At 66.5% G+C, this 12,945-nt stretch carries 10 protein-coding genes; 6 read left to right on the plus strand and 4 right to left on the minus strand.

Going from position 1 to position 12,945, the window contains the following annotated elements:
* Positions 1-204: 204 nt before the first annotated feature.
* Genes AAAZ40_RS11680 through AAAZ40_RS11690 form a run of 3 tightly spaced genes read left to right on the plus strand, consistent with a single transcriptional unit; the run spans position 205 to position 3,554 of the window.
* Positions 205-1,995 (plus strand): AMP-binding protein, encoded by a 1,791-nt coding sequence (locus AAAZ40_RS11680; RefSeq protein WP_476660512.1) that lies wholly within the window; start codon positions 205-207, stop codon positions 1,993-1,995.
* A 44-nt stretch (positions 1,996-2,039) separates the two neighbouring features.
* Positions 2,040-2,957, plus strand: coding sequence for a bile acid:sodium symporter (locus AAAZ40_RS11685; RefSeq protein ID WP_476660513.1), 918 nt, complete (start codon positions 2,040-2,042; stop codon positions 2,955-2,957).
* 36 nt (positions 2,958-2,993) lie between these two features.
* Complete coding sequence (locus AAAZ40_RS11690) at positions 2,994-3,554, plus strand: thermonuclease family protein (RefSeq protein ID WP_476660514.1); 561 nt, start codon at positions 2,994-2,996, stop codon at positions 3,552-3,554.
* 5 nt (positions 3,555-3,559) lie between these two features.
* On the opposite strand, the gene AAAZ40_RS11695 is transcribed toward AAAZ40_RS11690, so the two are convergent.
* Entirely contained in the window at positions 3,560-4,762 is a 1,203-nt protein-coding gene (locus AAAZ40_RS11695; protein ID WP_476660515.1) for an HD-GYP domain-containing protein, read from the minus strand.
* 105 nt (positions 4,763-4,867) lie between these two features.
* Here AAAZ40_RS11695 and AAAZ40_RS11700 point away from each other — a divergent pair, with 105 nt between their 5' ends.
* From AAAZ40_RS11700 to mpl, 3 genes are read left to right on the plus strand one after another with little or no spacing between them, the layout of a single operon-like run.
* Positions 4,868-6,241, plus strand: coding sequence for an HD-GYP domain-containing protein (locus AAAZ40_RS11700; RefSeq protein ID WP_476660516.1), 1,374 nt, complete (start codon positions 4,868-4,870; stop codon positions 6,239-6,241).
* Positions 6,238-8,640 carry a putative bifunctional diguanylate cyclase/phosphodiesterase gene (locus tag AAAZ40_RS11705; protein WP_476660517.1) on the plus strand — a complete coding sequence of 801 codons (2,403 nt, stop codon included), beginning with the start codon at positions 6,238-6,240 and terminating at the stop codon, positions 8,638-8,640. Before AAAZ40_RS11700 ends, AAAZ40_RS11705 begins: the two co-directional genes overlap by 4 nt.
* Before the next feature lie 9 nt (positions 8,641-8,649).
* Positions 8,650-10,113, plus strand: coding sequence for a UDP-N-acetylmuramate:L-alanyl-gamma-D-glutamyl-meso-diaminopimelate ligase (gene mpl, locus AAAZ40_RS11710; RefSeq protein WP_476660518.1), 1,464 nt, complete (start codon positions 8,650-8,652; stop codon positions 10,111-10,113).
* Here mpl and AAAZ40_RS11715 read toward each other — a convergent pair.
* The 3 genes from AAAZ40_RS11715 to AAAZ40_RS11725 form a co-directional block, all read right to left on the minus strand.
* Positions 10,110-10,430, minus strand: a complete 321-nt coding sequence (locus tag AAAZ40_RS11715) for a hypothetical protein (protein WP_476660519.1) — start codon at positions 10,428-10,430, stop codon at positions 10,110-10,112. The genes mpl and AAAZ40_RS11715 overlap by 4 nt on opposite strands.
* Positions 10,431-10,558: 128 nt before the next feature.
* Positions 10,559-11,245 carry a TorF family putative porin gene (locus AAAZ40_RS11720; protein WP_476660520.1) on the minus strand — a complete coding sequence of 229 codons (687 nt, stop codon included), beginning with the start codon at positions 11,243-11,245 and terminating at the stop codon, positions 10,559-10,561.
* A gap of 175 nt (positions 11,246-11,420) precedes the next feature.
* Positions 11,421-12,938 (minus strand): hypothetical protein, encoded by a 1,518-nt coding sequence (locus tag AAAZ40_RS11725; protein ID WP_476660521.1) that lies wholly within the window; start codon positions 12,936-12,938, stop codon positions 11,421-11,423.
* Positions 12,939-12,945: the final 7 nt, after the last annotated feature.

Consider the following 12,945-nt stretch of genomic DNA (forward strand, 5'->3'; position numbering starts at 1 on the left):
GCCAGCGGGTTTTTCATTTCGGGCGAGGAAGTTTGATCAACCTTGACTGCGGCGCTTTGGTCTTGCTGCGAGGACAGGCAGATATCAGGGTTTATCCCTACCATCAAATGTTCGTTTTTTGCCGTTAGTCGGACATTTTTTTGCACCACTCGGCCACGCTTCGGGCAAAATAGCACGATCGTTCGTTTCAACCTTACACCGATCATGCAACACCCGCCAGCCGACACGCCCCGCCCTTGGGCCGCTGTGTACCGAGAAGTCGGCATCGTGCCCGAGCTGCCGCCTTTGAGCCACCCCAACCTGGGGGCCTTCATCCACGATGCCTGTACGCGCTGGGCGCGCGAGAGCAAGGCCAAGGCGGCTTTCACCTGCGTCGTGCCCAACGGCATGAACGGCAGCCTGGGTTTTGCCCAAGTCGATGAATTATCAGACTATTTTGCCGCCTATCTGCGCGAGGTGCTGGGCCTGCACGTGGGCGACCGGGTGGCGGTGCAGATGCCCAACGGCCTGTCCTACCCGGTGGTGGTGTTTGGCATTCTCAAGGCCGGGTGTGTGCTGGTCAACACCAACCCGCTCTACACCCCGGCCGAAATGGTGCATCAGTACAAGGACGCCGGCGTCAAGGCCCTGGTGCTGATCGACATGTTTGCCGACAAGCTGCCCTCGGTGCTGGCCATGACCACCATCAAGCACGTGGTGCTGGCTGGGGTGCCGGAGTTTTTCCCCGTCATCCCCAAGCTCGTCATCCGTGGGGTGCAAAAGGTCTGGGCGCAGGTGCTGCCCCCGGTCACGGTGCCGCACACGCGCCTGGCCGCTGCGCTGGCCCAGGGCCGCGCCGCGCTGCAAAAAGCCGGCGGCCGCGTGCACGCCCAGAACTACTGGAAAGCCATTCAGCCACACGAACTGGCGCTGCTGCAATACACCGGCGGCACCACCGGGGTGAGCAAGGGCGCCATGATCAGCCACAGCAACCTGCTGCACAACGTGCAACAGATGCTGGCCATGGGCGGGACGCACATGGAACCCGGCAAGGAATGCGTGCTGACTGCGCTGCCGCTGTATCACATCTTTGCCTTTACCGCCAATTTGCTGGGATTTCTCGCCATCGGGGCACAAAACATCCTCATCCCCAGCCCGCGCCCGGTGCAAAACCTGCAGCGCGCGGTCGAGAACTACCCCATCACCTGGATGACGGGCGTCAACACGCTCTACAACGGCCTGCTCAATGAGGAGTGGTTCGTCGCCTACCCGCCGCGCAAGCTCAAGGCCTCCATCGCCGGTGGCACCTCGCTGCACAGCGCCGTGGCCAAGCGCTGGCGCGAAGTCACCCAAACACCCATCGCCGAGGGTTACGGCCTGACCGAAACCTCGCCGGTGGTGAGCTTCAACCCGCTGCACGGCGAGCCGCGTCTGGGCAGCATCGGCATCCCGGCGCCGGGCACCGAAGTGCGCTTGGTGGGCGAGGACGGCAAGGACGTGGGCGCTGGCCAAGCGGGCGAGATTTACGTGCGCGGCCCGCAGGTCATGCAGGGCTACTGGCACCAGCCAGCCGAAAGCGCAGAGGTGTTGCGCGACGGCTGGCTGGCCACTGGCGACGTGGCCGAGATGGACGAAAAGGGCTTCATGCACATCGTCGATCGCAAGAAAGACATGATCTTGGTCTCGGGCTTCAACGTCTATCCGAACGAGATCGAGGACGTGATCGCCCAGATGGACGCCGTGCTCGAGGTGGCGGTGGTCGGCACCCCGGACGAAAAAACCGGCGAGGCGGTGCGCGCCTACGTGGTGCACAACCCGGAACACGAAGGGGCCCTGCAAGCCGACGCCGTGATCGCCCACTGCCGCAAGTTTCTGGCGCCCTACAAGGTGCCCAAGAGCATCGTGATCCGCGAAGAACTGCCCAAAACGGCGGTCGGCAAGGTGCTGCGCAAGAACCTCAAGGCCGAAGTCAAGGCCGAGTGGCAGGCGCAACTCAAGGCCAGCCTGCAGCACTGAACGGCTGAGCACCCACACACCAAAGATCCCGGAGACCAGACCCCATGCTTACCGAATTTGAAACCCAACTGCTCGGCCTGATGATGATGGTCATCATGCTGGGCATGGGCGCCTCGCTCACCCACCGCGACTTTCTGATCGCCTTTCGCAAACCCAAGGGCGTGCTGGTGGGCTTGGTGTGCCAGTACGGCATCATGCCCTTTTTGGGCTTTACCTTGGCCATGGTGCTCAACTTTCCGCCTGCGCTGGCGGTGGGCCTGATTCTGATGGGCTGCATGCCGGGCGGCACCACGTCGAACATCTTTGCCTACTTCAGCAAGGGCGTGTTGGCGCTGTCGATCATGATGACCAGCATCTCGACCCTGGTGGCGCTGGTGGCGGTGCCGGCGCTGCTGGCTTTCTACACCGGTGCGGCCGGTATCGGCAGCGAGTTTGCCGTGCCCGCCAGCAACGTGGCGCAGGTGCTGGTGGTGTTGCTGGTGCCCACGATCATTGGCATGGTCACGCGCAAGCTCAACCCCAACATCGGCGCCACCATGGAACTGATCGGCAGTTTCATGGGCATCTTCGTGATTGTGTTCCTGATCGTCACCTGGGTGCCGCGCAACCACATGCTGCTGGCAGCGACTCCGTTCTCGGTTTACTTTGCGGTCATCGGCCTGGGGCTGATCGGCATGGCGCTGGGTTTTTGGCTGGCGCGCCTGCTGCGCCAGGACCGCAGCCGCAGCCGCACCATCGCGCTCGAGACCGGCATCCAGAACGGCCCGCTGGGGGTGCTGATCGTCACCCTGACCTTTACCGGCACGATGCAGCAAGACGTGCTGCTGATCCCGGTGCTGTACTCGCTCTTCATCGTGATCACCAGCACCTTCGTCACGCTGGCGTTTCGCCGCATCGCCGACCGCGAGGCACTGGCCCGCGACCAGGCCAAGACCGGCAGCGTGCTGCAAGCCGGGCGTTGATCCTGCGCGTCACAGCCGCCGGTTAAACTGCGGCGGATGGACGCTGTCGCCGCCGCTTGCTTCAAGCCATTGCCTTGGCATTGGCGGTGGCGGTGGCTGTGGCTGGCCATCGCCTTGGCGCTGGGCAGCGCGCCGCTGCAGGCCCAGGCCCTATCCAGCCCGCTGCATGGCCGCGTGATTGCGGTGGCCGACGGCGACAGCGTGACCGTGATCGATGCCCAGCAACGGCGCCACCGGGTGCGGCTGCTGGGCATCGATGCGCCCGAGCAAGCGCAGCCTTGGGGCGCCGAGGCGGGCGCGCACCTGAAGGCCCTGGTCTTGCAGCGCGAGGTGCAGGTGGACTTTGCCAAGACCGACCGCCATGGCCGTTTGGTCGGCACGCTGCGCCTGCAGGGTCAGGACGTGAACCTGCAACTGCTGCGCGCTGGGCTGGCCTGGCACCACAAACCCTACGCCGCCGATCAGTGGTGGCTGGAGCGCTGGCGCTATGCCCGCGCCGAACGCCAGGCGCAGCGCGAGCAGCGCGGGCTGTGGGCCGACCCGGCCCCGACGCCACCGTGGGAATACCGCCAGCAACAGCGCGCCAGACCGCGCTGAGGGCCTCAGAGCCGCGCCAGCAGCTTGGCGGTGTTCACGCGCACCCGCACCTCGTCGGCCGCCAGGCCGGCCTTGATTTCGTAGGCCGCCTCGCTGGTGTCGCGCAGCGCCGGCTCGCCCAGCGGCATGCCGCTGCGCCCGACCAGTGCAAACACCAGCGGTTCGTTGGCGCGGCGCTGGCGCCGCACCACCACCGCCAGTTCCTCGCTGGCCAGCCGCACAAAACTGCCCGGGATATAGACGCCAACGGCCTTGATCAGCGCCGCCCCGAGGGGGTTGGGTTGGCCGTCGGCGGTCAGGTAGGCGTCACGTGCCGCGCGCTGCGCTGGCAAGCCCTTGCGGCTGACACGCGGGCTGATGCGCGCAACAAACACATCGACCAGAGCGAGCAGGTGCGCCATCAGCAGCAGCGGCTCGGCGTGCTCCAGGCTGCCCAGGGTGGTGGGCTGGGTGTGGTGGTGTTGCACCAGCCGCAGCCAGGTTTCATCCTGCACACCCAGGTGCTGCAGACAGCGCACCCCAAGCCAGGGGTGCTGGTCGATGCGGCGGCGCTGTTCGGCGCTGGGCGGCTCGGTTTGCAAGGCCAGTTCGTCTTGCAGACGCGTCATGCCGATGTTCATGGTCAGCGCGGCGTTGATCAGGGCATCGATCTGGCTGGGCTCCTTGAGCAGCAGCTTGCCGACGATGCGGCACAACAGCCCACACAGCAAGGCATGGCCGGTGCTGTAACCCAAGGTGCGATCGAGCAGCATCTGCACCAGCACGAACAGGCTGTCGTCGATGCGCGACTGCAGCACCTCATCGATGCGCACGCGGACCAGACTCAGCCGACGCAGAAAATCCTGTGCCTGCTCGCCTTGGTGCAACAACAACCCCAGGCTGGTGTGCAGGTCGGCCCAACGCGCCGGCACCGGCAGTTCCTGCTCCGAGCGCTCGGGCCCAGGGCCCATGGGGCGCGCCACGCTGGCAATGCTCGCCAAGCTGGCATTGCCGCGCAGTTTGCGGTCGATTTCGGTGGTGTAGCGAAAAGTCCATTGGCGCAACTCCTCTTCGTCGGCCATCGGACCACGCGACTGCAGCAACTGGCGGTGCTCCAGGTTGCGAATGGTTTCCCCACGGCGCAGCAGCAGCACGCCGTTGCCGTCCCAGAGATTCAATGGCAAGGGCGCCTCGAGTTCGATCTGATCCAGTGACAAGGGGACACGCATGCGTGTATGCTAGCAGCGTGCGCGGCCACATGAACAGACTACGCATGAGCCTTGCTTTTTTTAAGATACCGTTAGAAATAGAATTGCGTCCGAGGAGCCCGTTTCGTGTCTGAACCCCGCCCCCCCACCGTCGCCGTGTCCGAGCTGCGCGTGGGGCTGTACGTTTATCTCGATCTGGGTTGGATGGATCACCCCTTTCCCCTGAACCGGTTCAAGATCACGGCCCAGGAGCAGATCGACACCATCCGCGCCCTCGGACTGCAGACGCTGCGCTACGCGCCCGAACTCAGCGATGCGCAGGCCTTGCCCGGCGCAGCGGCACCAGCGGCACAAGCGGCACCAGCGGCACCAGCGGCACAAGCGGCACCACAGGCTGGCCCTGCGCATCCGGCGGCCGTGCCCGCCAGTGCCGCCCCTGACACCGATGCGACACCCGCAGCCGCCGCACAAGCGGCTGTCACCACCCCCCAGAAAACCGCAACCCCTGCAGAGTCCTGGAAAAAATCCTGCTGCCACTGCGAGCGCCAGCACGCCCAGAGCAGCCGCGCCGTGAAGGCGGTTTACGCGCAACTCGAGTCCGACCCCGCCAGCGCCGGCGCCGCGAGCCAGCAATTGGTGCAAAACCTGCTCGACGAGATGCTCGGGCAGCAGGAGTCGGCCCTGCGTCTGCTGGCCGACACCTCATCGGATCACCGCACCCAGCACGCGCTCAACGTCTCGGTGCTCAGCCTGCTGCTCGGGCGCGCTCTGCAACTGCCCGCCGCCGATCTGCACACCCTGGGCCTGGCGGGCCTGCTGCATGACGTCGGCAAAATCGACTTGCCGGCGCTGGTGCGCCACCGCGACGCCAGCCTGAGCGCCGCCCACCTCAAGGTCTATCGCCAGCACGTGGGGCACAGCCTGGCCTGGGGCAAGCGCATGGGCTTGGCCGAACCGGTGCTGCAGGCCATTGCCCTGCACCACGAATGCGCCGATGGCAGCGGCTTCCCGCAGGGCCTGCGCGCCGAGCAGATCGGCACTGTAGGCGGCATTCTGGCGCTGGTCAACCACTACGATTCCCTGTGCAACCCGCACAACCCGCTGCATGCCGTCACACCGCACGAGGCGCTGTCGCTGCTGTTTGCCAAGCACAGGGCGCAACACGAACCCCGCACCCTGAGCGCCTTCATCCGCATGATGGGGATTTACCCGCCCGGCTCGGTGGTGCAGCTCAGCGACGAGCGCTACGCCGTGGTGCTGTCGGTCAACACCGCGCGCCCGCTCAAACCCGAGGTCATGGTCTATGAAGGCCCCACCGCCAGCACCGAGGTGGTGCAGCTGCTCGACTTGCAGCAGGAGCCGCAACTCCACATCCTGCGCAGCCTGCGGCCGCAGCAACTGCCACGCCCGGTGCTGCTGTGCCTTTCGCCCAAGCCACGTTACTGCTATTTTTTCGAGCGCGTCCTCAGCCCCGCCGAGCGCTCCGGGGAGCTTGCATGAGTTATTTTCACTGGCCACCGCTGATCGAAGGCTTGCTCGAGGCGGTGTGGCTGGTCGATGCACAGACGCGGCGCATCCTGTGCGCCAATCAGGCCGCGTCGGCCCTGCAGCGCCTGCCGGCGCCCGCCATCTGCGGCACCTTGGTGACCGACTGGACGGTCAGCCCCGAAGACGCGCTGTACTGGGACACGCTGGCGCAACCCGAAACCCCGTTGCTGCAGTCCGAGACGGTCTTGCGCCGCTCCGACGGCAGCACGGTGCAGGTGCTGCGGCGCATCACACCGCTGCCCAACGAACCCGCCGCGCCCTTGCGCCTGGTGGCAATGCAAGACCTGAGCATGCAGCACGCCACGCAACAGCAGCTGGAATACCTGCTGGCCGAACTGCGCGCCACGCTCGAATCCACCGCCGACGGCATCCTGGTGTGCGACCTCGACGGCCGCATTCGCGCCTTCAACCGCCTGTTTGCCCAGCTTTGGGAGCTGCCTGAAGCGCTGCTGACGCAGCAAAACGACGAAGCGATCCACCACTGGTTGAGCAGCCGCGTCACCGACGCCGAGGGCTACCGGCTGCGGCTCGGGCTGATCCAGCGCTCGCCCCTGCTCGAAGCCAGCGACGTGCTGCTGCTGCAAAGCGGGCGCTTGCTCGAGCGCGTCACGCGGCCGCAACTGGCGCGCGGGCGGCCGATCGGGCGCGTCTATGCCTTTCGCGACATCACCGAACGCTGTGCCGCCGAGTCGCAGCTCAAGCTGGCCGCCAAGGTGTTCGAGTCCAGCCTCGATGCGATTTTCATCACCGACCCGCAGCAACGCATCCTGGCGTGCAACCCGGCGGCGCTGCGCCTGACGCAAAGCCAGGAAGCCGATCTGGTGGGCGCGCCCGCCAGCACGCTGTTTTTTGCCCCCAGCCAGATCGACTGGCAAACCACATTGCGCCATCAGCTCGAGGGGCCGGGCTACTGGCAGGACGAGCTCTGGCACCGCCGCGCCGACGGTGCCACGCTGGCCCTGCAGGTCTCGTGGGTGGTGCTGCGCGACGCCGCCGGGCAGGCGCTCAACACGGTCTTGTTTGCCAAGGATTTGTCCGAAAAACTGGCGGCGCAGCAGCGCATCGAGCAGCTCGCCTACACCGACGCCCTGACCGGCCTGCCCAACCGCCTGACGCTGACCGAGCGCGTCGTGCATGCGATCCGGCTGGCGCAGCGCAACGGGCGCGGTTTTGCCGTGCTGTTCCTCGACCTGGACCGCTTCAAAAGCATCAACGACTCGCTCGGTCACCTGTTTGGCGACAAGGTGCTGATCGAGATCGCCAGCCGACTCAAGCACTGCCTGCGCCAGACCGACACCCTGTGCCGCCTCGGCGGCGACGAGTTCGTCGTCCACCTGCACGAAACCGATGCCATCGGGGCCGAAAACAGCGCCCAGCGCCTGATCGACGCCGTGGTGCGCCCGATCGAGATCGACGAGATGCACTTCAACCTGTCGTGCAGCCTGGGGATCGCGCTCTACCCCGAAGACGGCGACACGCTCGATGCGCTCATCCGCCACGCCGACACCGCCATGTACGAGGTCAAAGGACGCGGCAAAGGCCACTACCGCTTTTACCGGCCCGAAATGAACGCCAACCTGCTGGCGCGCCTGCAGCTCGACCACGCCCTGCGCGAAGGCTTGCGAGCGCAGCAATTCGTGCTGCACTACCAGCCGCGCGTCGCCCTGGACAATGGCCAAATGCGCTCGTGCGAGGCGCTGCTGCGCTGGCAACACCCGGAACGCGGCCTGGTGTTGCCGGGGGAGTTCATCGGCGTGGCCGAAGAAACCGGCTTCATCGTCGCCTTGGGCGACTGGGTGCTGGAGCAAGCCGTGCGCCAAGCGGCCGCCTGGCAGGACGCGGGCACGCCGTGCCCGGTGGCGGTCAACCTCTCGGCGCTGCAATTTCACCCGGACGGCCTGGTCATGCGGGTGCAGCAGTTGCTCGGCACCTACGGGCTGCAGGCGCAGTTGCTGGAGCTGGAGCTGACCGAATCGATCCTGATCGAGGATGCCGACGAAGCGCTGGCGCGGATGCAGGCGCTGCGCGCCCTGGGTGTGCGGCTCTCGCTCGACGACTTCGGCACCGGCTACTCGAGCCTGAGCTACCTCAAACGCTTCCCGTTGCAGCAGATCAAGATCGACCGCAGCTTCATCGCCACCATGCACCACGACGCGGTCGATGCCGCCATCGTCGCCTCGATCATCCAATTGGCGCGGGCGCTCAAAATGGAGGTGGTGGCCGAAGGCGTGGAGCTGGAAGCGCAGCGCCAGCACCTGCAGGCACTCGGTTGCGACCAGTTCCAGGGCTTTTTGTGCTCGCCAGCCGTTGCGGCGCCGCAGCTCCATGCCGGCTGGCTGCAACCGCGATAATCGCGCCCCATGCACATCCACATCCTAGGCATTTGCGGCACTTTCATGGGCGGCCTGGCGGCCTTGGCGCGCGCCGCCGGCCACCGCGTCACCGGCTGCGACGCCGGCGTCTATCCGCCCATGAGCGAGCAGCTGCAGGCACTCGGCATCGACCTGATCGAAGGCTTTGGCGCCGAGCAAATGGCGCTGCAGCCCGACGTGTACGTGGTGGGCAACGTGGTGTCGCGTGCCCGCAGCCCCGACGGCACGCCCAAATTTCCGCTCATGGAAGCCATTCTGGACGCCGGCGCACGCTACAGCAGCGGCCCGCAGTGGCTGAGCGAGCAGCTTTTGCACGGCCGCCACGTGCTGGCGGTGGCGGGCACGCACGGCAAAACCAGCACCAGCGCCATGCTGGCCTGGATTCTGGAACACGCCGGGCGGCAACCGGGTTTTCTGATCGGTGGCGTGCCGCAAAATTTTGGCGTCTCGGCGCGGCTGGGAGCGGCCGCGGCCCCGTTCGTGATCGAGGCCGACGAATACGACACCGCCTTCTTTGACAAGCGCAGCAAGTTCGTGCACTACCGGCCGCGCACCGCCGTGCTCAACAACCTCGAGTTCGACCACGCCGACATCTTCGACGACCTCGCGGCCATCGAGCGCCAGTTTCACCACCTGTTGCGCACCGTGCCGGCCAGTGGCCGCGTGATCTACAACGGCCTCGAAGAAAGCCTGGCGCGCGTGCTGCACCAGGGCTGCTGGAGCGAGCAGCGCAGTTTCGGCAGCGCGGTGAGCGACTTTTGCGCCGAAGGCGAAGCCGACGACTTCGTGCTGCGCCAGCGCGGCCACGCCAGCGGCCGCGTGCGCTGGGGGCTGAGCGGGGTACACAACCAGCTCAACGCCTTGGCCGCCGCCGCTGCCGCCGAGCACTTGGGCGTGCCGCTGGCGCTGGCAGCCGCGGCGCTGGGCCGCTTTGCCGGCGTGAAACGGCGCCTCGAAGTGCGCGGGCAGGTGCAGGTGGCCAGGCCGACGCCGGGACAGCTCGCGGGCGCTGGGCCGGCCGGCACCGACGGCGCCATCACGGTCTATGACGACTTTGCGCACCACCCCAGCGCCATGCGCAGCACCATCGACGGCCTGCGGCGCCAGCTCGACCGTCGCGGCGGCAGCGGGCAGCGCATCCTGGCGCTGTTCGAGCCGCGCTCCAACACCATGAAGCTGGGCACCATGAAGGCGCAACTGCCTTGGAGCCTGGAGCACGCCGACCTGGCTTTTTGCCACAGCGGCGGCCTGGGCTGGGACGCCGCTGCGGCGCTGGCCCCCCTGGGCGCTCGGGCCGTGGTGGCCGCCGACATCGACAGCCTGGTGCAGCAGGCGGTGGCGGCCGCGCAAGCGGGCGACCACCTGTTGTGCATGAGCAACGGTGGCTTTGGCGGCGTGCACCACAAGCTGCTGCACGCGCTGCGGCAGCGCTTTGACCCAGACCCTCTCTAGTAACTCACGGTCATCGTCGGCACATCGATGTGCACCACGGGCCGCGCCAGCGTGGCGCTGGCGGCTTGGGCAAAGGCCAGTGCCCAGGCGCGCTGGGCGGGGTCTGAAAAATGGGCTTCGCCGGCGGTGCGGGCGATCACCGCCACCTTGTCGGCCAGCAACACCTTGCCCGACAGGCGCAGTGGTTCGCAACCCAGTTCGACGAACTGCTGATCCAGCCACTCGCGCGCCAGCCCGTTGGGCATGGGCTGCATTTCTTCCAGATCGAATGTGTACTCTTGGGTGTCTCCCCAGCTGACGATGACTTGGCTGCGCATGAAACCGGGCTCCTGTAGTGCATGTAAGCGGCACGCCTCCGGCCCCATGCCGGGATGCGCCAGGGCCCATTGTGCCCTGCGTGCTGCAGCGCGGCAACTGGCGACAACCCGCAAGCTCTCGTTCACAGTCAGAACGACTGCGTCAGGCCCAGCACCAGGCGGCCCTTGCCGGCCTGTCCGGCACGGTCGGTGTCGGCACCGGACCAGATCGCCGAGGTGCTCAGGCTTTCGGTCAGGGCGTAGGTGAGGCCGAAGCGGTAGTCGGTGGCGCCTGTGTTGAAGTTTTGGCGGTTGCGAAAACCCACGCCGGCCTCGAGCGTCAGGCGCTCGGTCAGGGGCTGCTCGATCAGAAAGCTCAGGCGCGCATGCTCGTCGATCACGCCGCTGGTGCCCCAGCTCAGCTTGGTTGTCAGGATGCCCACGCTCAGGCTGCCATAGACCTCGCTGCCGTTCCAGCCGCCGCCGCTGTTGGGGTAGAGGTAGGTGATGTAGCCTACGTCGAAGCCCATGCCGTTGGCGAATTCGCCGCTGTAGCCGCCGTAGAGGTTGATCTCCAGGTTGGCCTGGCCAAAGCGCCCGGTGGAGTTCCAGTTGCCGATGTAAAGGCCGTTGCCGAAATCGTAATCGACCCCGCCTTGCAGGGCCGGCCGGAAGTCGCGTGCACGCAGCCCTTGGCGCGAGTCTTGGTCGATGCCGTTGTATTTGTACAGCGACACCGCGCCGATGTTGAACGAAAGCTGGGCCTGTGCCGCAGCGGGCAGGGCCAAGGCCGCCGCAACTGCCAGAGCGGAGAGAGCAAAAGGGAAAGCGCGCATGGAAAGCTCCTGGTAAAAATTAGGGACTACGCCAGCAGATTGAAGCAAAGAAAGTGCCAGGACGCAATCACGAAAACCCGCACAGGCCCAGACTGTGGCTGGGCTGCCACAAGCCGCGCCCATGCCCTGCTCCCGGTCGGCTGCGCCCCAGCGCGGCCTGCCCCCTGCCCGGCGCTCAAAAACGCGCCAGCGTCAGCGCCACCCCGAACAGCCCCGCGCCCGCCAGCACGAACACCGGCCAGCGCGGCATGGCGCCGCCGTTGGCCATGGCGCGACCAAACATGAAGAACACGAACGGATGCACCAAAAAGGGCATGGAGAAGATGAGCGCGATCAACCCCGCCGCCTCGGGGCCAAACATGCCGCCCTGGGTGGCGGCAAAGAGCCCGAAATGCGACAGCGAGGCCGCCTTGGCCAGTGCCGAATGTTCCAGCGGCATGGCAAACAGCGCCAGCAGCAGCAGGCCGCCGAACATGGCCGTGAGCTGCCAGCCGAGCGAGAACTGCATCAGGCCCTTGACCTCGGGCGCATCGGCCCCATCGGCGCGGCTCAGGCTGCGCAGCGCCAGCGCCGTGAGCAGCAGCCCGCCCACGAACACCGCCAGCGCCGCGGGCCACAGCAACTGCCCATACTCCATGCTGATGGCCAGGATGGAAAAGACGAAGATGTGGCCGATGAAGGGCACGTTGATCATGATCGGCGCCCGCTGCGCCGCCGTCGGCCCCAGGTCGCCCGCCGTGCAGGCCCCGGTCAGGCCGGCGTGCGAGAGCGCCCCGGCCATTCCGGGTGCCAGGTTGCGCACCTGATTGGTGCGCCCCAACCCCATCAGCAGCGCGATGCCGCCAAACATCCACAGCATCTGGCCAAAGAAGCCGTAGGCCAGCACCGCGTCCATGCCCTCGATCTGGAACGCATCGGCGATGCGCGAGCCGCCGATGACAAAGTTGGCCGCCAGCACCACCGGGATGCCGGCAAACAGCAGCGCGCGCAGCGTCGGGCCAAACTGCCAGCGCCACGCCAGCGCCCCCAGGCCACAGGCCAGCAGCATGGCAAAGAAGATCGTCGGCAGTGCGAGCAAGGGGCGCACGCTTTGCGCCAGCAACCAGGCCGCCAGCAGCAGTGCCACCAGCGCCCCGAGTTCGAGCACGCCCTTGCCCAGGTACTCGCGCTTGTTGCGCAGCTGTGCCTTGTGGTCGATCAGGATGAAGGCCAGCAACAGACCGATGTAAGCGATCAGCGGGTAGTAGGCGACCAGCGGCCCGCTGTCGACACCCATGAGCACGCGCCGGGCGGCCTCGACGCCGAGCAGCAAAAACACCGAGCGCAGCACGAACATGAGCTGGGTGCGGTTGGTGCCGAGCAGGGTTTCCTCGGTGCAGGGCTGCATCGAGTCGTCGGGGGGCACCTGCAACTGGCCAAAGATGCGCCGCAACTGCTGCCCGCCGGCAAAAAAGGCCGCCGTCAGCACCACCACCGTGGTGCCGCTGAGCAGCCCCAGGAGCGAGAACTCGGCCAGACCCGGCGCACCGGCGCCGGTGGCCACCAGCACATGGCCGAGCGCGAGCCCAAAGATGACGATGATCAGGATCGGCGAATAACACGAACCGGCGACCACGGTGCGCGCGATCAGCACCATGGGGATGACCAGAAACAGCGTCAGCCAGAGCTGGTTGAACAGGTCGAATTGCGGCAAGGCGCGG

It is taken from the genome of Serpentinimonas sp. SMBJO2, assembly GCF_056341105.1.